This window comes from Streptomyces venezuelae (assembly GCF_008642315.1).
GTDB classification, from domain to species: domain Bacteria; phylum Actinomycetota; class Actinomycetes; order Streptomycetales; family Streptomycetaceae; genus Streptomyces; species Streptomyces venezuelae_D.
Genome location: NZ_CP029192.1, coordinates 8388882 through 8409406 on the forward strand (window position 1 = coordinate 8388882; position 20525 = coordinate 8409406).

A 20525-nucleotide genomic window follows, 5' to 3' on the forward strand; every position below is an offset into this window, starting at 1 on the left:
GTATCAGGTGTGTCGGGCGCCGGTGGTGATCCCGGCGTTGATCGCCTCCGCGATCGTTCCGGCGTGCGGCTGCCGTACGACGCCGTAGTGGTCCGTGGCCAGCACGCCCCACTCGGTGGAGTCCGGAAGGTGGGAGCGCCACCGGGCGCGCTGCTCCGCCGGGCTGCCGAGCGCCGGCAGACCGGCGAAAGGGTGCTCGGCCTGCCAGAGCCGGGTGGGCGTGGCGTCGATCCGTGGCACCTCGTGGGCGGCCAAGCTGCGCAGGTTGGCCCGGCAGCACCGGGCGAGCCGGTCGGCGTACGCGCGGGCCTGCTGCCCGGCCCGGCCGTCACCTGCGACACCGAGCTCGGCGGCGAACACCGCGCTCAACTGTGTGTCGTCGTACGCCTCGAAGACCGGGCCGCTGCCGGGCGGCGGCGGGTCGACCAGGTGCAGCGAGCCGGCCGGCCGCCCGGCGGTCTCGGCCACGGCCGCCATCTCCGCGGCGACCCACGCCCCGAAGGACCAGCCCGCCAGGTGCAGGCACCACGTGCTCTCGGGGAAGCGGGCCCTCACGGCCGACGCGTAACGGCGGGCGCGTTCGCGCAGCGTCCATCCCGAGGATCCGGCCGGGGCGTTCTGCCGCAGGCCGGGGTCGGCGATCAGGGCGACGGTCGGAACCGGACCGAGGGCGGCCACCAGCGCACGGTAGGACTGGATGTCGCCGCCGACCGGGTGCACGAGGCACACGACATCGTTGCCAGTGCCCTCCTGCCACACCTCCACCGCGACCTCGTCGGTGTGGCGGTCGTCGGCGCGGACAGCGGCGGCGTGCATGTCGGGGTACGTGTCCGCGGTACCGCCTCGGCTCGACGGCTCGCCCCGCTCCTCGGCCAGCAGGGCCTCGATCTCGGCGATGCTGGCCCGGTGGCTCAGGGAGGCGAGGTCCAGCTCCACGCCGAAGCGCTGGTCGATCTTCTCGATCAGGTCCAGGAGGGTGAGTGAGTCGGCGCCGAGGTCGTACAGCGACGTGTCCGGGGCGAGGTCTTCGATGTCCAGGGCGGCCCGCGCCCAGTCGGCCAGCAGCTCGCCCGGCCTCTCGGTCGGTGCGGTCTCCTGACGTGGTGGACGGGGCGTGCCGGGCGCCGGTCCCGCGTAGAAGACGCGCGACTGCTCCAGGTCGGTGGTGGACACGAACACGTGCGGCAGCCGGAGTTCGAGCGCCCGCGCGAATGTGCGCAGCCCCTCCGCCACGGTCAGTCCGACCCCGAGGTGCGCCTGGTGCCTGCTGTCGCCGCGCGGCGCGCGCAACGCCATGCCGGCCTCGCTCCACACGTCCCAGCCGATACCGATCCGCGCGGTCCCGCCCGCGCCGTCCGTCTCGTCCGTCCTGTCTGTCCCGTCACCGTCGTATTGGGCGAATGCGTCGAGCAGGGCGTTGCCCGCCGCGTAGTCGTACTGGCCGACGCCTCCGAACTGTGCCGACATGGACGAGCAGTAGACCGCGACGTCCGGCCTGAACTGTTCGACGAGGAGTTCCACCACCAGCGCGCCGCGCGCCTTGGCGGTGTGCGCCGTGTGCGCGCGGCCCGGCTCGCGACGGGACAACAGGCCGCCCGCAGGCACCCCGACGGCGTGCACCACGCAGGCAAGCGCCGTCGTGCGGGCGGCGATCAGGGCGGCCACGTCCTTCGGCGGTGTGACGGCGAGATCCGCCTCGACCAGGTCGACGCGGTCCGTCCAGGGGGTCAGCTCCGCGGGCAGCCGGGGGTTGCGGGACAGCAGCAGTACACGTCCCCCGGTGTGTTCGAGCAGCCAGGTGGCGAGGGCGGTGCCGATGCCTCCGGTGCCGCCGAGGACGACGTGGTCGCCGTTCATGGGGCGGGCCGTCACGCTGTCCGGATCTCCCGCCCGTACGGGCAGTGTCACCTGCTCCCACCAGAAGCCGTCGCGCAGCGTGAGGTGACGCGGCGGTGACGCGGCGGCCGACGCGGACAGCAGCGCGGACACCTGCGGAGCCCAGTCGTCCGGGGCCTCGACGTCCACCCAGTGTCCGTCGGGGCCACCTTCCTGCGGCGCGACCTCGGTGACACCGGCGAGCAGCGCCCCCTCCGGGCGGGTGACCGCGCCGAGCACCGGACGGGCCCCGCACGACAGCCACCACGGACGCACGGTCAGCTCCGGCGGTGCCGTCCGGAGGGCCTGGACCACGGCGGCAGGTGTATCGAGGCAGGCCCAGACCGCCCGGTCGAGCGCCTTGTCGCCGAGCGGCCCGTCGATGCCGAGCGGCAGCGTATGCAGCCAGTCGACCTCCGCACGGCCTTCCTCGGCCAGCGCGTGCAGGATGCGCCGCAGCTGCCCGGGGTCGGCCGGGTCCGCCTCGAAACGGTCGGGCTCCGGGCGGGCGAAGTGTTCGGCCGCCCGGACCCACACCACGCGGCGGTGGCCCGAGGCGAGCGCGAGCGGGGCCGGGCCGTCCGCCGGCCCGTCGGCCACGACGACCATCGTCCGTGCGCACGGCTCCGGAGCGCCCGTCGCGGCCCGTCGCAGCCGGGTCCACTGCGGCTGGTGCAGCCACTCCGTCTCGGGCAGCCGGGCCGGTATCGCCACGGTGTCGGGCGTGGCCTTCGCATCTGCCGACCGCGGCGCCGGAAGTCGGGGTTCCGCACGGCGGCAGTCGTAGGGGGCGAGGTCGAAGGCCGGGGCCGGGAAGTCCCACGGCGGTTGAGCCGGGCCGTCGGGCCAGGCGAGCGTGCGGCCCGTGAGCCAGTGGGCGGCCAGGTCCGCCGCCGGGCGGCCCCGGGTCTCCAGGGCGGGTCCGGGAACGGGCTCGGGGCGTGTCGCGGTCGCGGCCGCCGTGCGCAGCCAGGCGACGGCGGCGGCCGCATCGTGGCAGACGGCGGCGGCCCGCAGTGACCCCTGCGGGCGGCCCGCTTGCAGGTGCCGCAGCGTGCGCGCATAGCGGTCGGGACGGTCGGTGAGGTGGGCGGCGACGCGCTCGGCGTCCGCGGCGAGCTGGGCCTCGCTCACCCCGGACAGCACGACGAGCGGCACGACCTCGGAGTCCGCGGCCTCCCGCGGAGCCGGGTGCGTCGACGGGGCGGCGGCTTCCACGATCACGTGCGCGTTGGTGCCGCCGATGCCGAAGCTGCTCACCGCGGCGACCCGCTCCCGGCCCTCGGGCCAGGGAAGCACCTGTGTCGGTACGTAGAACGGCGCGGGGTCGGGGCCGATCTCCGGGTTGAGCGCGCGGAAGTCGCGGGTGGGCGGAATCCGGCCGTGGTGGACGGCGAGCACCGCCCTGATCAGACCCACGACGCCGGCGGCCGCGCCCAGGTGGCCGATCTGGCTCTTCACGGAGCTGAGCGCGCAGCGGTCCGGCTCGGCCACGCCGAGAGCCTGACGCAGGGCTCCGGCCTCCACCGGGTCGCCGAGCCGCGTACCGGTGCCGTGGGCCTCGACGTACGCCACGTCGGCCCCCGTACGACCGCTGCGCGCGAGGGCGCTGCGGATCACCTCGCGCTGCCCGGCCAGGGACGGCGCGCTGTAACTGAGCTTGGCCGCGCCGTCGTTGTTCACCGCGGAGCCACTGATCACCGCGTAGACGGTGTCGCCGTCGCGCCGGGCGCGGGCCAGCGTCTTGAGCACGAGCACCCCGGCGCCGCTGCCCCCGACGGTGCCGCCCGCGTCGTCGCTGAAGGGCCGGCAGTGGCCGTCGGCGGAGAAGATGTGCTGCGGGCGGTACCGGTAGCCGTCCGTGAGCTCCGCGTCGACGAGTACGCCGCCCGCGAGCATCACGTCCGCGTCGCCCAGGCGCAGCAGCGACGCGGCCAGGTGCACGGCGACCAGTGAACTGGAGCACGCGGTCTGCCCGGCGAACGCCGGACCGCTGAGCCCGAGGTGGAAGGCGACCTTGGTGGCGAGGAAGTCCTTCTCGTGGTGGAGGGCCAGCTGGAAGTCGTCGGGCAGCGCGGCGGGATCGGTGTCGCGGAGCATCGCCCGGAAGTAGGTGTTCTCACCTGCTCCCGCGACCAGGCCGGTCCGCGCCGCGCCGGGGTCGGCGATGCCCGCGTGGGCGAGCGCCTCGACGCAGGTCATGAGCAGTTGGCGCTGCTGCGGATCCATCAGCCGTGCTTCCTGACGGCTGATGCCGAACCGCGCGGGGTCGAAGTCCAGCATTCCGTCCAGCTGACTGCGCGCCCCGACCAGGCCGTCCGCCGCGTCGAAGTGCTCGATGCCGCTGCGCCCGGCGACGACCAGGTCCCAGAAGGCCGCGAGGTCCGGTGCGCCGGGCGCGCGGACGGCCAGCCCGACGACGGCGACGCGGTCGTCCGCCACCGGTGGAGCGGCTGCGGGCACCGCGGCCGGCCCCGGCTCCGAGCGGTCGAGGAACCCCGCCAACTCCCTGGGCGTCACGTGCTCGAAGAGATCGGCCACGGTGAAGCGGAGCCCGAGCCCCGCCGTGCAGCGCAGGTGGAAACGCATCAGGCCGAGACTGGACGCACCCGCCTCGAAGTAGGTCTGGTCGGGTGCGATGGGCAGACCGGTGACTTCCTCGAACACAGCGACCAGGTGCGCCTCCCTGGCGGACGGAGCCCGGGTGCCCCGGCCGGTGGTGCCCGCCGGATCCCGGCCCGGCGCACCGAGCGCGGCCTCCCGGTCGAGCTTGCCGCTCGGGGTGCGCGGCAGCCGCTCCATGACGCGGAAACGCTCGACCCGGATGTGCCCGGGGAGCAGCCCGGCCAGATGCGTCCGCAACTCCGCGGGCGTCGGCGCGGTGCCCCGGCACTCCAGGCAGGCGACGAGCGAGGCCCCGTCGACGCCGACGACGGCCCCGACGACGGCTTCGTGCCGCAGCAGCGCCGCCTCGACCTGCCCCGGCTCCAGGCGGTGGCCGCTGAGTTTGATCTGGTCGTCCGCGCGGCCGAGGCAGTGCAGCAGCCCGTCGTGATCGAACCGTGCGCGATCGCCGCTGCGGTAGAACAGTCCGTCGCCGGGCAGCCGGACGAACCGCTCCTCGTTCAACGGGGTCTCGCCCAGATAGCAGGGCTCGTCCGTCACACCGCCGATGAGCAGCTCGCCGACACCGCCGGGCGGCACCGGCAGGTCCGCCTCGTCGACGACGCGCAGCACCGCGCCGGACACCGCGTGCCCGATCGCGGGCCGGTCCGGCCAGTCGGCCGGATCGCCGTCCAGGCAGAGGCCACTGACGACGTGCGTCTCGGTCGGCCCGTAGTGGTTGAACAGCCGTGAGCCGGGCATGCCGGCGAACCACCTGCGGACGGCCTCCGTGCAGACCAGCTGCTCGCCCGCGGTGATCACTTCGCGCAGCCGGGACGGGTGGCGGCCCAGGTGCACGGCGTGCTCGGCGAGCAACTGCAGTGCCACATACGGCAGGAAGAGCCGCTCGATGCCCTCCGACTCCATCTGGTCGAGCAGCGCGGGGACGTTCCGCCGCAGGGCGGGGTCGATGAGCCGCAGGCAGCCGCCGGTGCACAGGGTGCCGAAGACCTCCTGGAAGGAGACGTCGAAGGAGAGCATGGAGAACTGCTGGGTCAGCGCGGGCGTGCCGAGACCGCCGGGGCCCGACTGCCAGTGCAGCAGATTGCTCAACGTACGGTCGAAGACCCGCACGCCCTTGGGCCGGCCGGTCGAGCCGGAGGTGAAGAGGGTGTACAGCGGGCGCGTGGCCCGGTGCGCAGGGAGCAGCGGTCCGGCGCCGTCGGCCGCCGTGTCCGTCTCGGACAGCTCGACCTGCATGCGCGGTACGTCACCGGCTGCCAGCCCGTCGAACGCCGCACCACCCCCCGGTGGGAGGAGGACGCACAGCGGTGCGGTCTGTTCCAGCACCTGCCGCAGGAGCGCGGGCGGGTAGGACGGGTCGAGCGGCACCGCCGTCAGGTTCAGCCGGGCCAGTGCGAGGAGCGCCACCACGTGCTCGACGGACGGTGGGAGGAACAGCGCGACGTGGCCCTGTTCGTACGCATCCGGCAGCCGCAGCGTCGTGGTCAGTTCCGTGGCGAGGGCGGCCGCGTACCGGTCGAGCGTCGCGTAGTCGACGGTGCCCGTCGCGGTGCGCAGGGCCGGCGCGGCCGGGGTCCGGGCCGCCTGGTGTGCGAAGCCCTCGGCGACCGTGGTCCACGGCGGTTCCGCGGGCGCGCCCCGGCCGGGCTCGGGAAGCGTGTCGCGGTAGGGCGCGACCAGCTCAGCCGGTGTGGTGCCGGGGTTCGCGGACAGCGCGGCGAGACCCTCGCGGAAGAGGCGGGCGAGGGCGGCCGCCCGCTCGGCGTCGAGGCGGTCGTCGGCGTACTCCCAGAGGCACTCCAGCCCCTCGGGGCGCTCGACGACCGTCAGGGTCACCGCGCACTTGGCCTCCGCGGGCACCGGCCACAGCGGGCGCGCGGCACAGCCGGGCAGCGCGAGGGAGTCGTAGTCGGTGTTCTCCAGTACGAGGAGGAAGTCGAACGGCGAGTCGTCCGCGGCGGTGTGCGAGCGGGCGGCCAGGGCGTCCGTGAGCGCCACGTCTTGATGCGCCAGCAACGCACGTACGACGGCCGCGGTCCGCATCACCTCGTCCCGCACGGCCGCCCGCGGGTCCACGGACAGCGGGAGCAGCACGGTGTTGGCGAACATGCCGACGCTGTCCGCGAACTCCCGCACGGGCCGGTGGGCGACCGGCGCGGCGACGCGCAGCCCGGTCAGGCCGGTCACGCCGTACAGCGCCCAGGCGTAGACACCGGCCAGCAACTCGAACCGCGTCAGACCGAGTTCGCCGCAGAGCCGGTCCAGCGCCGCCCGGCCGCCCGCGTCCAGCGGGTCCAGGAGCAACCGTCCCGCCGGGCCGCGCCCGGACCGGGGCAGCGGAAGCGGCTGCGCCGTCGCTCGGGGACCCGGGGAGTCGTCGGCGTACACAGCCGACAGCTCCTCCCGCTGTGTCGCGTACGCCTCACTCGCGTGCCAACTGCGCTGCCAGTCGGCGAAGTCGAGCGGTGTGGGCGCCCCGGCGGAGCCGGTCAGCACCGGAGCACCCTCGACGGCCGCCGCGTACCCGGCGGACAGGTCGCGCAGCAGCACGTTCACCGACCAGCCGTCCACGGCGATGTGGTGCAGGTGCAGCAGCAGCGTGCCGCCGCCCCCCGACGGCAGCCAGCATGCGCGCAGCATCCTGGGCACCGCGAGGTCGAACGGTACGGAGAAGAAGGCGTCCTCAGGATCGTGCCTCCCGTCACTGTCACCGTCTCCGTCTCCGTCTGCGTCTTCGGAGGCGGTCGTCCACGGGTCGTACGGCTCGCCCATCCGCTGCCGCAGCCCCTCGGCCGTCGCCGCGAAACCCGTCCGCAGTGCCGGATGACGTGCGACCAGAGCGGCGAGAGCCGTCCGCAGGGCGTCCTGGCGCACCGGCCCCGATACGGCGAAGGCCAGCCGTACGTCGTAGGCCCGGGAGTCCGGGGACCGCTGCCGCAGGAACCAGAGACGTTCCTGTTCGCCGGTCGCGGGCCCGGACAGGGCTCCGGCCGCGGTGGCTTGCGGAAGCGCGGGCGCGCTGTCGGCCAGGGCTTCGCGGACGGCGGCGGCGACATCGGCGAGGTCGCCGTGGAGCACGCGGTGCGCGGTGACCTCGCAGTGCAGGCGGCGCCGGATCTCGTGGCGCAGTCGCAGCGCCTTCAGCGAGTCGCCGCCGCACGCGATCCACCGGTCCTCGGGACGCGGCTCCGGCACGCCCAGGATCTCGCCCGCGAGGTCGAGGACGACGCGCAGCGGTTCGTCGGCGTGCCCCGGGGCGGTGGCTGCCGGTTGGCTCGCGGCCTCGGGGCGCCATGGTGCGCCGGCGCTCGCGCGGAGCACCGCCTCGTCGACCTTTCCGTTGGCGGTGAGCGGGAGAGCGGGGACGCGGTGCAGGTGGTGCGGGCGCATGTAACCGGGCAGCCCCGCCGCCAGGTGACCCTCGAACTCAGCCCAGGTCAGGCCTTGTTCGGCGACGAGGTAGGCGAGCAGCTCCGCCGGGCCGCCCCGCCCGTCCCGGTGGGCGCACACGTACACCTGCCGCACGGAGGGGTGCTCGGCGATGTGCCGCTCCACCTCCCCGGGCTCGATGCGGAACCCCCGCACCTTGACCTGCCGGTCGGCGCGGCCGACGTACGTCAGGTCGCCGTCGGCCGAGCGCCGCACCAGGTCGCCGGTGCGGTAGTACGTGGTGCGCGTGCCGTCGTCGCCGGGCAGCGTCACGAAACGGCGGTCGGTCTCCTCGGGCAGGTTGCGGTACCCGGCCGCCACCCCGGCACCGGACAGGAGCAGTTCGGCGTCCTCACCGGGTGCGGCCGGCCGGATGGTGCCCGGCGCGACCAACGCCATGCCGGTCTCGGGCAGGGCCCGGCCCAGGGGCACGACGGAGCCGTCGAAGTCCCGGGGGACCGGGTGGTGCAGCGCGAACGTCGTGCACTCGGTGGGGCCGTAGACGTTGTGGAGCCGGGTGCGGCTGCCGGGAGCGGCGTTGTGCCGGTACCAGTGCCGGATGAGCGGCGCGTTGAGCTGCTCGCCGCCGACCAGCAGCTCGGTGAGCCCGGAGAAGCAGCTGGGCTCCGTGTCCACCACGGCGTTGAACAGGGCCGTGGTGACGAAGGCGGTGTGGACGCGCTCCCGCCGGAGCACCGCGGCCAGCCGATCGGGGGACTGCACGTCCTCGTCGGCGAGGATGACGCAGCAGCCTCCGGTCAGCAGCGGTACCCACACCTCGAAGCTCAGCGCGTCGAAGGCGGGGTTCGACAGGCAGGCGAAGCGGGCGCCCTGCGAGTCCGGGAGGAACGCCGGGTCGGCCAGGCGCAGGATTCCCGCGTCGCGCACCTCCACACCCTTGGGGCGCCCGGTGGTGCCCGACGTGTAGAAGGTGAAGGAGGCCGGCGCGGGGTCGGCGGGCGGCGGACCGTCCGCCGTGTCCACCGGCGCGTCGAGCAGCGCGTCCGCCGGGACGGGGGTGACCCCGTCCGGCAGGCCGTGCCGTAACGCGTCGTCGTGCACGAGGAGCCGGGCACCGGAGTCGTCGAGGATGTGCCCGAGGCGGTCGGCGGGGCTCAGCCGGTCGGCGGGGACGACACGGGCACCGAGCCGGAGCACGCCCAGCATGACGCAGACGAGCTGCCACGATCGGGGGAGGCCGACGGCGACGGCGTCGCCGGGGCCGATCCCGTGGGCCCGCAGCCCGGCCGCGACGGTGGCGGCGGATGCGTCCACCGCGGTGTGGCTCAGGGTGCGGTCGCCGTCGACGACTGCGGGGGCCGTGGGGGTGCGCAGGCTCTGTTCGTACACCGCGCGGGCCAGGCCGGCGGAACGGGATGAGGTGTGCATCAGTCCTCGGTCGGTGCAGTCGGTGCAGTCGGTGCAGTCGGTGCAGTCGGTGCAGTCGCAGAGGTGCGGGTGCCCGTAGGGGCAGGCTCCGTCGAGGTGGCGGCGGGCGGCGCGGGCCGGTCGAGCCGCTCCGCGACCAGGCCGGCGATCAGCGGGATCCGCTCGCCCTCCAGGACGTCCCAGTGGCCGCCGTCGACGACCTCCACGGTGAGTCCCGCACCGGCACGGTCGAGCCAGAACCGCCGCAGTGCCTCGCCGGCGGCCTCGGGGTCGGAGCCGTCCGCCACCTCTGCCTCCGCGGCCTGCACGAGGAGCAGCGGAGCCTTCGAGGGCCCCGGCACGTAGTCGCCGGCGGCCTCACGGTTGAGGTTGTAGATGCGGAAGTACCGGTCGACCTGCGCGTCGTCGATCCCTGGGTACATGCCGTTGAAACGGACCAGCTTGTCGCGGAACTCGGCGGCGTCGACCGGCGCGAACCGCTGCCGCTCCGCCGGGTCGTCCGTCCCGTGCGTGTCGAGCAGCACCACGGACACCTCGCGGTGCCCGGCGTCCGCGAGCCGCCGCCCCATCTCGTGCGCGACGAGACCTCCGAAGGAGAGACCGAGGATCACCAGGGATTCGTCCGGCTCGGGTCGCAGCAGCGTCAGGTAGTGCTCCGCCATCTCCTCCACCGACCGCAGCGGCTCCTCGCCGGGGTCGATGCCGCGGGCCTGGATCCCCTGCACGTGGATGCCGTCGGGCAGGGCGCCCGCCAGCGGGAGATAGCAGAAGGCGGTGCCACCCGCCGGGTGGACGCAGACCACCCGGCGTCCGCCCCCGCCCGCCCTGATCTCGACGAGCCCGTTGTCGGGCGTCACCGGCGTCTGCCCGCGCAGCCGCGCGGCCAGCCGCTCGATGGTCGGGTACTGCAGGACGTCGCGGGTCGGCAGCGTCCGGCCGAACTCCTCCCGGATCAGGTGCGCCACCTTGATCGCGGACAGTGAGGTGCCGCCCACGGCGAAGAAGTCGTCGGTGATGCCGATGTCGCGGTGCAGCAGTACCCGGCGCCAGATGCGGTACAGCGCCATTTCGAGCCGGTCGCGCGGCGCCAGGGTGTTGACCTGGTCGGACCGCGACGCGCGGGCACGTCCGAGGACTTCCCCGCGGTCGAGCTTTCCGCTGCGGTTCAGCGGCAGCCGCGGGAACTCGGCGAAGAGCGACGGAATCATGTACTCGGGCAGCCGCTCGGCGAGCGCGGCGCGCCACTGAGTGGGGGTGGACTCGGGGGCGTCACCCCGGCCGATGCCCGCGACCAGACACAGCTCCCCGGCCTCGTCCCGGTCGGCGAGGACGGCCGCCTCCTGGACGCCGGGCAGCTCCCGCAGCGCCGCCGCGACCTCGCCGGGCTCGATGCGGAACCCGCGCAGCTTGACCTGGTCGTCGGCGCGCCCCACGAACTCGTAGGACCCGTCATGCAGTCGGCGTGCCAGGTCGCCCGTGCGGTAGACCCGCTCGCCCGGTACGAACGGGTCCGCCAGGAAGCGCTCCTCGGTCAGGTCGGGCCGGTTGAGGTATCCCTGGGTGACGCCGGCCCCGCCGACGTACAGCTCTCCGACGACCCCGGGAGGCACCGGTTCACGGCGCCGGTCGAGGAGGTAGATCCGGGTGTTGTCGACCGGCCGTCCGATGGGGGAGCGGCGGTCCAGGTCCCCCGGGTCGTTGTGGGTGATGCTGTAGACGGTGGTCTCGGTCGGCCCGTAGACGTAGCAGACGCGCAGACCGGGGAGTGCCTCGCAGAGCCGCCACAGCGCACGCTCCGGCAACGGTTCGGCGCCCGTCGCCAGCTGACGCAGCGACAGGCCTTCGAGGCGTGCGCCCGGATCCTCGTCGATCCAGGAGATGTACGAGGCGGGCAGCCACGCGTGCGCGATCCGGTGCTCCCGCATCCAGTCGAGCAGCGCCTCGGGGTCGCCCCGGCGTTCCTCGGGCACGAGATGCAGTACGCCACCGGTGGTCGGCGGCAGGAACAGTTCGTGCACGGACGCGTCGAAGCCGAAGCTGGCCCACGCGGAGGACGGCTCGCCGGGCAGGGCTCCGTAGGCGTGGAGCCAGTTCTCCAGCAGGTTGGCGATGTTGCCGTGGGTCGCGGCCACGCCCTTCGGGCGGCCGGTCGACCCGGACGTGTAGATGACGTACGCGAGCTGCGACGGCGTGGGCAGCCGCGCGGGCGCGTCGTCGCGTCCGCCCTCGGCCTCCACCTCGGTCAACTGCGCCCAGTCGCCCGGCGGGTCCGCCACGTCGCCGAGCACCAGGGCGGGCGCGGCCTCCTCGACGATCGCCCGGAGCCGGCCGTGGGGCTGTCCGGCGTCCAGCGGCAGATATGCGGCGCCGGCCTTCAGGACGCCCCACATGCCGACGACGAACTCCGCCGTACGCCCGCAGTGCAGGCCGACGACCTGTCCGGGCCGTACGCCCCGGGCGAGCAGGGCGTGCGCGAGACGGTTGGCCCGCCGGTCCAGTTCGGCGTACGTCAGTCGCGTACCGCCGCTGACCAGCGCCGGTTCGTCGGGCCGCAGACGCACCTGTTCGGCGAACCGCTCGACGGGCCCGACGACAGGACCCGACGTGACCCGCCCGCGCCCCTCGGCGAGCAGCGCGGCGCGTTCGTCGTGGTCGAGCAGCTCGTACGCGGTGATCTCGCGTTCGGGTTCCATGACCAGCTGCTCCAGCACGCGCGTGAAGTAGCGGACGAACCGCTCGACCGTGTCGTGGTCGAACAGGGCGCGGGCGTAGTCGAGATGCCCGACGACGCCGCCGTCCTCCCGGTGCAGGATCAGCGTGAGGTCGAACTTCGCGGGGGCGTGCGGGATGTCGAGGGTCTCGACCCGGACCCCGGGAAGCCGGAGCCAGCCGCGGAAGGTGATGCCCCAGGCGAACATCGTCTGGAACAGCGGGCTGTGGGAGAGGCTGCGATGCGGGTTCACCGCGTTCACCACCCGCTCGAAGGGCAGCTCCTGGTGGTCGAGCGCCTCGCGCAGCACCGCGCGCACCCGCCCGAGCGCCTCGGTGCCCGTCGGATCGCCGGACAGATCGGCGCGTATCGCGAGGGAGTTGGAGAAGAATCCGATCAGGCGCTCGTCCTCCGGCCGGCGCCGCCCCGCGACCGGAATGCCGACGACCGTGTCCGCCTCCCCGGAGAGCAGGCTCAGAAGCACGTGCCAGCCCGTGAGGACGGCGGTGAACAACGTGCCGTCCTGCGCCCGTGCGGCGCTCTCCAACGTCTCGGTGAGCGCGGGGGAGAGGCGGACCGGGACGCGGCCGCCGGTGTGGTCCTGGAGCATCGGGCGCGGCCGGTCGGCGGGCAGGGCGAGCAGCGCCGGGGCGTCCGCCAACTGCTCGCGCCAGTAGTCGGCCTGCGCTTCGGCCTCCTCGCCCCCGACCCACGCGTGCTGGCGCGCGGCATGGTCGACGAACTGGGCGGGCAGTGGCGGCAGCGGGTCCGGCTCGCCGCGCAGCAGGGCGGCGTAGACGGTGCTCACCTCGGTCAGCAGGAGCCCCACCGACAGGCCGTCGTGGATGGAGTGGTGCAGCGTCAGGAGGAGCGCGTGCCGGTCGGGTGCGAGCGTGAGGAGCTGCCCCCGGGCGAGCGGCCCTGCCCCGAGGTCGAAGGGGGTCTCGCACTCCTCCCGCTGCCGGGCGATGAGCAGTTCGTCGCTGTCCTGCCGACCCGACAGATCCTCCGAACGCAGCGCGAACCCGGCATCGGGCGGCGCGATGTCCTGCCGCGCCTCGCCCTCCACCGGCACGAATCGGGTGCGCAGCGTCTCGTGCCGTGCGACGACGGTGTCGAGGGCGCGTGCGAGCAGCGAGCGGTCCAGGTCTCCCTCGATGAGGTAGGCCAACTGCTCGTTGTACGCGGCGTTGGAGCCCTCGGCCTGCGCCAGCGCCCACAGACGCTGCTGACCGAAGGAGGACACGGGGTGGGGGGTGCGTATCGCCGTCAAGGAGCGGTCCTTCTGCCGTGAGGTGAACGATCGATGCCGACGAGAGCCCGGGCGCGGCGTCGCCGCGGGGCGGGTGAGGCTGGTGAGGTGGAGGAGGGGAACGGCGCGTGCGGCGCGTGCGGCGCGGGCACAATCGCAGCGCATCGCATCGCGAGCCATCGTCAGGCCTGGTCAGAGGGTCAGGGGGTCCGGCCAGCCACCATCATTCGCCCCGCTTCTTCCCTGTGTCAACGGGCGCCTGAGGCCCGATTGGTGCCCGTTTGGGCACTCCGGACAGCAACCCGGGCATCGAGGACGACCCTTCGGGCACGGACGCCGCGCATCCCGCTCCGGACGGGCGACGCGCTCGACCCTCGCGTGGCGTGATGCCACATGGTCCGGGCATGGAGGAGCGTTCGAGGACCGGTCCTCTTGGCTTCCCCCGTTGGCCGTCCGCCCGTTGGCCGTCGACGCTCCACCAAGACTCTGGCATGCGTGACGTCCCGGACGGGGGCGCCTCCCGGCCAGGCGTTATCCTGTGGCCGCGGCCGACGACATAGCCCGTATCCAGCGGCTTTCCTGTGCGAAACGGTCGCAGCGGGCCATGTCTTGCATCACATGCATATCGCGCAAGTCGCGCACAACGCCGATCACGTATCCGAAGAAAGCTGGGTTGTGGATTACCAGGCCGTTCTCGAAGAAGTCGCCGCCTTCGCCCGGCCCCTGGTGGGCCGCGGTCAGGTCGCCGGCTACATCCCGGCGCTCGCGGACGTGGACGCCGAGCGTTTCGGGATCGCGGTCGCCGATGTCGACGGCGAGGTGCACGGCGTGGGGGACTGGCAGGAACCGTTCTCCGTCCAGTCCATCTCGAAGGCGTTCAGCCTCGCGCTGGTGCTGGCGGAGGGCGGTGACCGGATCTGGGACCGCGTCGGCACGGAGCCGTCCGGCAACCCCTTCAACTCGCTGGTCCAGTTGGAGTACGAGAACGGCATCCCGCGCAACCCCTTCATCAACGCGGGTGCGCTGGTCGTCACGGACCGGCTGCAGAGTCTCACCGGGGACGCGGGCACGAGGACGCTGGAGTTCCTGCGCGCGGAGAGCGGCAACCCGGACGTCGCCTTCGATCCGGTGGTCGCGGCCTCGGAGGCCGAGCACGGCGACCGCAACGCCGCCCTCGCCCACTTCATGGCGAGCTACGGCAATCTCGACAACCCCGTGTCCACGGTCCTGGAGCACTACTTCCGGCAGTGCGCGATCCGCATGAGCTGCCGCGATCTCGCCCTCTCGGCGGCCTTCCTGGCGCGGCACGGGCTCCGCAACGACGGCACGCGGCTGCTGCCGCCGCGCGAGGCGAAGCAGGTCAACGCGGTCATGCTCACCTGCGGGACGTACGACGCGGCAGGCAGCTTCGCCTACCGCGTCGGACTGCCGGGCAAGAGTGGCGTCGGCGGCGGCATCGTCGCCGTGATTCCGGGCCGCTGCACGTTGTGCGTGTGGAGCCCGAGCCTCGATTCGTACGGCAACTCCGTGGCCGGCGTGGCCGCGCTCGACCACTTCACGACGGTGACGGGCTGGTCGGTGTTCTAGCCCTGATCCTTCGGGCGGGCCCTAGGGGAGCGGGCCGTCGTACGGGAGCAGGTCGGGTCGCTTCGGCGCGCGTCCGTCGCCGGACGAGCGGCCGGTGAGGCGGCGGCCGATCCACGGGCCGAGGTACTGCCTGGCGAACCGGACGTCGGCGACGCGGCGGGTGGCCCAGCCCGGCGGCACGGCGGCGGGCAGCGGCGTCTGCCAGTCGTCCTCGGGGTCGTAACCGAGCGCCTGCCACACGGCCTCGGCGATCCTGCGGTGCCCTTCGGCCGTCGGGTGCAGACGGTCCACGTCCCACATGCGCTGGTCGCCGAGTACGGCGGCGCCGTACAGGTCCACGACGATCGCGCCGTGCCGGGACGCGAGGTCGTCGACGTACGAGTAGAGCTCCTCCATGCGCGGACGGAAACGTTCCATCACCGGGCCGTTCCGTCCCGGGCTGCGCATCAGGACGAGCTGCTTGCACGAGGGGGCGAGCCGCTCGACGGCCTCTTCCAGCAGGCCGCGGACACGGTTCATGTCGCACTTGGGGCGCAGCGTGTCGTTGAGGCCGCCGACCAGAGTGACCACGTCGGCCTGCATCGCGGCCGCGAGGTCCACCTGCTCGTCGACGATCTGCCCGATGAGCTTGCCGCGCACGGCCAGGTTCGCGTAGCGGAAGCCCGGGGTGTGCGCGGCCATCCGGGCGGCGAGGAGGTCGGCCCACCCGCGGTAGGTGCCGTCGGGCAGCAGATCCGACATGCCCTCGGTGAAGGAGTCGCCCACCGCGACGAGACTGGTGTAGTTAGCATTCATCTGCATGGCAGAGACGATCGTAACCTGGCGCCCCGGCCGGTGGATCTGGGCAGCGTGGCCCGACGGCGGTATGTCATAGGCACGCCGTCGTCACGAGAGAGCGAGCCCGCCATGTGGAACGCAGCATTCTGGAAGTCCACCGCGGAACGCGCGATCCGCACGTTCGCACAAGCGCTGGCCGCGGTGCTGGTGGCGGGGGCGACCAGTCTCCTGGACGTGGAGTGGGGCGCGGCCTTCGCGACGGCGGGCCTCGCCGCGGTCCTGGCGGTCCTGACGGCGATCGGCGCCTCGGAGGTGGGCGCGTCCGGCCCCGGCCTCACGGAGGAGCCGACGAAGCGGGTGCGCGCGGGAGCGGGGGAGTCGGCGGGGTGAGGTGGCGGGAGCACGCACCGGTACGGTTCTGCGCATGGTGATCGACAGCGGTTTCCACGAGGTTCCCGGCGCGGATATCCCCGGCGTACTCGACGAGGCCGCCCGCCGGGGGGTCCCCGTGTTCACGCTCTCCACCGACGGGCGGACCGACAAGGAGGCGTTCTTCGGGGCGGTACGGGAGACGCTTCCCTTGGACCCGCCGCTCGGGACCCACCGCATGGTGTGGGACGCCCTCTCGGATTCCCTCTGGGGCGGTCTCCACGAGCTGACGTCCTCCCGCGTGGTCATCGTCTGGCCCGATGCGGGGCCCGTCGCGGGCGCCGAGGGTGAATTCCGGATCGCGCTGGAGATCCTCCGTGATGTGACCGGGTCCCTCGCCGACGTCCGACGCACCGGCGGAAGGCCGACACAGGTCTCCGTGTACGTTGCCCCGGCTCAGGCTCCGGCCGCGCGCTCTCTGGACTGACGCCGCGAGGGGCCGCGCACGTGCGTGTGCGGCCCCTCGGGATTTCACCGTCCTGCCCTTACACAGGCTGCCCGAACAGCTTCTGCAGGACGTCCTCCATCGTGACCATGCCGGCGAGGCGGCCGTCCGAGCCGAGTACCGCCGCCACATGCGTGCGGCTGCCGCGCATGGCCGTCAGGACGTCGTCCAGCGGCGTCGTCTCGCGCACCTGGGCGATCTTGCGCATGTCCGGCACCCGGAACGGCAGATCGCGCGGTGCCCGGTCCAGCGCGTCCTTCACGTGCAGATAGCCCACGATCCGGCGGCCGTCGTCGACCACGGGGAAGCGGGAGAACCCGGACTCGGCCGAGAGCTGCTCCAGCTTTTCGGGGGTGACGCCCACGCGCGCGTAGACGACGGCCTCCAGAGGCAGGACCACGTCCCGGACCGGACGGCGGCCCAGTTCGAGCGCGTCGTGCAGCCGCTCCTGCGCACGGTTGTCGATCAGCCCCGCGTCTCCGGAGTCCTTGACCATGCGCGCGAGGTCGTCGTCGGAGAAGCTCGCCGACACCTCGTCCTTGGCCTCGACGTGCAACAGCTTCAGCAGACCGTTGGCGAACGCGTTGATCGCGAAGATCACGGGCCGCAGCGCCCGAGCGAGCGCCACCAGCGGCGGCCCGAGCAGCAGCGCGGAACGCACGGGCTCCGCGAGGGCGATGTTCTTCGGGATCATCTCGCCCAGGAGCATGTGCAGATACGTCGCCAGGGTCAGCGCGATGACGAACGAGATCGGGTGGACCAGACCGTGCGGCACGCCCACCGCGTCGAAGGCGGGCTCCAGCAGATGCGCGATCGCCGGCTCCGCGACGATACCGAGGACCAGGGTGCACAGCGTGATGCCGAGCTGCGCCGCCGCGAGCAGCGCCGACACGTGCTGCAGGCCCCACATCACGCTCTTGGCGCGCCGGTTGCCCTCCTCCGCGTGCGGCTCGATCTGGCTGCGGCGCACGGAGATCAGGGCGAACTCGGCGCCCACGAAGAAGGCGTTGACGACGAGCGTCGCCAGACCGATCAGCAACTGTACGGCGATCATCGGACGTCCTCCTCGTGGCCGTCGGCGTCGAGCGGGGCGTGCAGCATGACCCGGGCGGCACGCCGCCCGGACGCGTCCACGACGTCGAGCCGCCAGCCGCCCACCTCGACGCCGTCACCGACGGCGGGGATGCGGCCGAGTTCGGTGGCGACGAGGCCGGCGAGCGTCTCGTACGGCCCGTCGGGCACCCGCAGGCCGACCCGCGCGAGCTGGTCGGTGCGGGCGGAGCCGTCGGCGGAGTAGAGCGTCCTGCCGTCGTCGTCGGTGCCCTCGTGGGAGATGTCGGGCGTCTCGTGCGGGTCGTGCTCGTCCCGCACCTCGCCGACGACCTCCTCGACGATGTCCTCCAGGGTCGCGACGCCGGCCGTGCCGCCGTACTCGTCGATGACCACGGCCATCGTGCGCTTGCCCGAGAGCCGGTCGAGGAGCCGGTCGACGGTGAGCGTCTCCGGCACGAGCAGCGGCTCGCGCATCAGCTCGGCGACGGAGACGCGCTGCCTGCGCTCCGCGGGGACGGCGAGCACGTCCTTGATGTGCGCGACGCCGACGACCGTGTCGAGGTTCCCGCGGTACACGGGGAAGCGGGAGAGGCCGGTGGCGCGCGTGGCGTTCGCGACGTCCTCGCAGGTGGCGTGCGTCTCCAGGGCCATGACCTGCACACGGGGCGTCATCACGTTCTCCGCGGTGAGGTCGGCGAGGTTCAGCGTGCGCACGAACAGCTCGGCCGTGTCCGCCTCCAGGGCGCCCTCCTTGGCGGAGTGGCGGGCCAGGGCGATCAGCTCCTTGGGGCCGCGCGCGGAGGCGAGCTCCTCGGCGGGCTCGATGCCGAAGCGGCGTACGGAACGGTTCGCGGTGTTGTTCAGGTGCGCGATGAACGGCCGGAACGCGGCGCTGAACAGCCGCTGCGGCGTCGCCACGCGCTTGGCGACGGCGAGCGGCGAGGAGATCGCCCAGTTCTTGGGCACCAGCTCACCGATGACCATCAGAAAGACGGTCGACAGGGCCGTTCCGATCACGAGGGCGACGGAGGACGCCGCGGACCGGGGTATGCCGAGGTCGCGCAGCGGGCCCGCGATCAGGGCGGCGATGGACGGCTCGGAGAGCATGCCGACGACCAGGTTGGTGACGGTGATGCCGAGCTGCGCGCCCGAGAGCTGGAAAGTGAGGTTCTTGACGGCTTTGAGGGCACCGGCGGCACCGCGCTCGCCGCGCTCGACGGCCCGCTCGAGCTCGCTGCGCTCGACCGTCGTGAGGGAGAACTCCGCGGCGACGAACACACCGCACGCCAGGCAGAGCAGCACCGCCACGAGGAGCAGGAGCACTTCGGTCATCGGGTCACCTCCGTCCCATGATCGGGCAGGGGCAGGAGGAATGCGCGATGTCGGGTACTAGGAGGCTCGCCCATGGGCGGACGCTCACACCTTTCAGTTGGATACGAGTATTGCGTCCATGGTAAAGGATCAGCAAAGCCACTCGAACCTCTGTCGAGATCTGCAGGAGCTACCCCTTTACCCCGCCGGGGGCGCTTCACCCAGCGGCTTCACCCACCGGCTCCACTGCGGCTCGGGAGCGTATCCGCCCGCGTGCCAGGCGTGGTGGGCGAGCTCATTGTGGTCAAGGACCATCGCGTCGCCGCGGCGCCCGCCGAGCCGCACGAACCGCTCCTCGGCCGCGGCGAGCAGCGCCGAGCCCACGCCGCGCCTGCGGTGGTGCGGGTGCACCGCGAGGCGGTAGAGGTGGCAGCGCCAGCCGTCGAAACCCGCGATGACCGTCCCCGCGAGCTCCCCGCCGAGCTCGGCGACGAGCAGCGCCTCCGGGTCGCGGGCGACGAGCCGCTCCACGCCGGAGCGGTCGTCGCTGATGCTCGTGCCTTCCGCGGCCACCTTCCAGAAGGCCAGCACCGCGTCCAGCTCATCGGGCGCCGCGGCCCGTATCCGAAGATCATCCATACGGCCATCCCACCACCGGCCGAAGCGGTGACGCACGGACATTTCAGGATGTGGACGAGAGTCAGGATGCGGACGAGAGTCTGATCCCGGCGAGGACGGTTTCTAGCATCCGGTCGAACTCCGCCCGGGACCCGAAGCCCTCCATCAGGGGAGCGAGTGCGGCCATGCCCGGGTGCGCGGCGGCGTCGAACGCGGGCACGGCGCCGGGCTCGTCGGCGGTGCACGCCAGCAGATGGCCGTTGAGGAAGCCGAACAGCACCATGGGCGCGTCCGCGGCCACCCGGTCGGGCACCCCCGCCGCACGCATCGCGGCGACCAGCTCCTCCAGGGCGGCGACAGCGACCGGCGAGGTCTGGGCCCGCGTCACCAGCACCGGGAACACGCGGGGGTGCCGGTAGGCCATGTCGCGATAGCGGTGGGCCGTCCGGCGGGCGATGTCCTCCCAGTGGCGGGGCGCGCCCTCGTCCGCGCCGACGGCCACCTCGCCGAGCACCGCCTCGGACACCGCGTCACTCCGGGCGCGGTCGAGCCCCGCCGAGGTGCCCTGGGTCCGTCTGGCCACGTCTTTCGTCCTGGCCTCGGCCTCACCGTCGCCGCGACGGTCCTCCCGTACGTGGACCGCGTCACCACCCACCTGCTGGCCGACCACATCCGCGACGGCTATCCCGGGTACACCCCGTCACGGATCGACGCGGCCGTCACCACCTACCTCGTCCTGCTGTCCGTGATCGGAGCGCTCGGCGCCGTCGCGTGGCTCGGGACCGCCCGGGCCGTGAAGGCGGGCAGGCGGTGGGCCCGCCCCGCCGCGCTCGTGCTGTTCGTGTGCGCCGCCACCGTCGGACTGACCGGGCTGCTCACCACGGACACGTCCGGCGAGACCGGTCTGCCACCGGCGCTGGGGTGGGCCGGGATGGCGCCGAGCATGGCGGCGCTCCTGGCGGTCGTGTTCCTGTGGAGCCGGCCGCGTGTTGCGGGTCGGCTCCCGCGGGCCCGCCACTGAG

At 73.3% G+C, this 20525-nt stretch carries 11 protein-coding genes; 4 read left to right on the forward strand and 7 right to left on the reverse strand.

Features of this window, described 5'->3' with window-relative positions; translation table 11 throughout:
* Positions 1–3: 3 nt before the first annotated feature.
* Positions 4–9321 (reverse strand): non-ribosomal peptide synthetase, encoded by a 9318-nt coding sequence (locus DEJ48_RS37110; RefSeq protein ID WP_150220499.1) that lies wholly within the window; start codon positions 9319–9321, stop codon positions 4–6.
* Entirely contained in the window at positions 9321–13304 is a 3984-nt protein-coding gene (locus DEJ48_RS37115) for a non-ribosomal peptide synthetase (protein WP_223832339.1), read from the reverse strand. Before DEJ48_RS37115 ends, DEJ48_RS37110 begins: the two co-directional genes overlap by 1 nt.
* Positions 13305–13958: 654 nt before the next feature.
* On the opposite strand from DEJ48_RS37115, the gene DEJ48_RS37120 reads away from it, so the two are divergent.
* Positions 13959–14870 carry a glutaminase gene (locus DEJ48_RS37120; protein WP_150220500.1) on the forward strand — a complete coding sequence of 304 codons (912 nt, stop codon included), beginning with the start codon at positions 13959–13961 and terminating at the stop codon, positions 14868–14870.
* 21 nt (positions 14871–14891) lie between these two features.
* On the opposite strand, the gene DEJ48_RS37125 is transcribed toward DEJ48_RS37120, so the two are convergent.
* Positions 14892–15671, reverse strand: a complete 780-nt coding sequence (locus tag DEJ48_RS37125) for an SGNH/GDSL hydrolase family protein (RefSeq protein WP_150220501.1) — start codon at positions 15669–15671, stop codon at positions 14892–14894.
* A 105-nt stretch (positions 15672–15776) separates the two neighbouring features.
* On the opposite strand from DEJ48_RS37125, the gene DEJ48_RS37130 reads away from it, so the two are divergent.
* Positions 15777–16037, forward strand: a complete 261-nt coding sequence (locus DEJ48_RS37130; RefSeq protein ID WP_150220502.1) for a holin — start codon at positions 15777–15779, stop codon at positions 16035–16037.
* Positions 16038–16071: 34 nt separating this feature from the next.
* Entirely contained in the window at positions 16072–16503 is a 432-nt protein-coding gene (locus tag DEJ48_RS37135) for a barstar family protein (protein ID WP_150220503.1), read from the forward strand.
* A 58-nt stretch (positions 16504–16561) separates the two neighbouring features.
* Here the strand turns inward: DEJ48_RS37135 and DEJ48_RS37140 are convergent, their stop codons facing one another.
* The 4 genes from DEJ48_RS37140 to DEJ48_RS37155 form a co-directional block, all read right to left on the reverse strand.
* Complete coding sequence (locus DEJ48_RS37140) at positions 16562–17575, reverse strand: hemolysin family protein (RefSeq protein WP_150220504.1); 1014 nt, start codon at positions 17573–17575, stop codon at positions 16562–16564.
* Positions 17572–18906: a hemolysin family protein gene (locus DEJ48_RS37145; protein WP_150220505.1), complete on the reverse strand. Its 1335-nt coding sequence runs from the start codon at positions 18904–18906 to the stop codon at positions 17572–17574. Before DEJ48_RS37145 ends, DEJ48_RS37140 begins: the two co-directional genes overlap by 4 nt.
* A 177-nt stretch (positions 18907–19083) precedes the next feature.
* On the reverse strand, positions 19084–19524 hold the full coding sequence (locus DEJ48_RS37150) for a GNAT family N-acetyltransferase (RefSeq protein WP_150220506.1): 441 nt from the start codon (positions 19522–19524) through the stop codon (positions 19084–19086).
* A gap of 61 nt (positions 19525–19585) precedes the next feature.
* Entirely contained in the window at positions 19586–20086 is a 501-nt protein-coding gene (locus tag DEJ48_RS37155; protein ID WP_150220507.1) for a TetR/AcrR family transcriptional regulator C-terminal domain-containing protein, read from the reverse strand.
* 51 nt (positions 20087–20137) lie between these two features.
* Here DEJ48_RS37155 and DEJ48_RS37160 point away from each other — a divergent pair, with 51 nt between their 5' ends.
* A complete protein-coding gene (locus tag DEJ48_RS37160; RefSeq protein WP_223832340.1) occupies positions 20138–20524 on the forward strand; it encodes a hypothetical protein in 387 nt (128 codons plus the stop codon).
* The last annotated feature ends 1 nt before the right edge of the window (position 20525 follow it).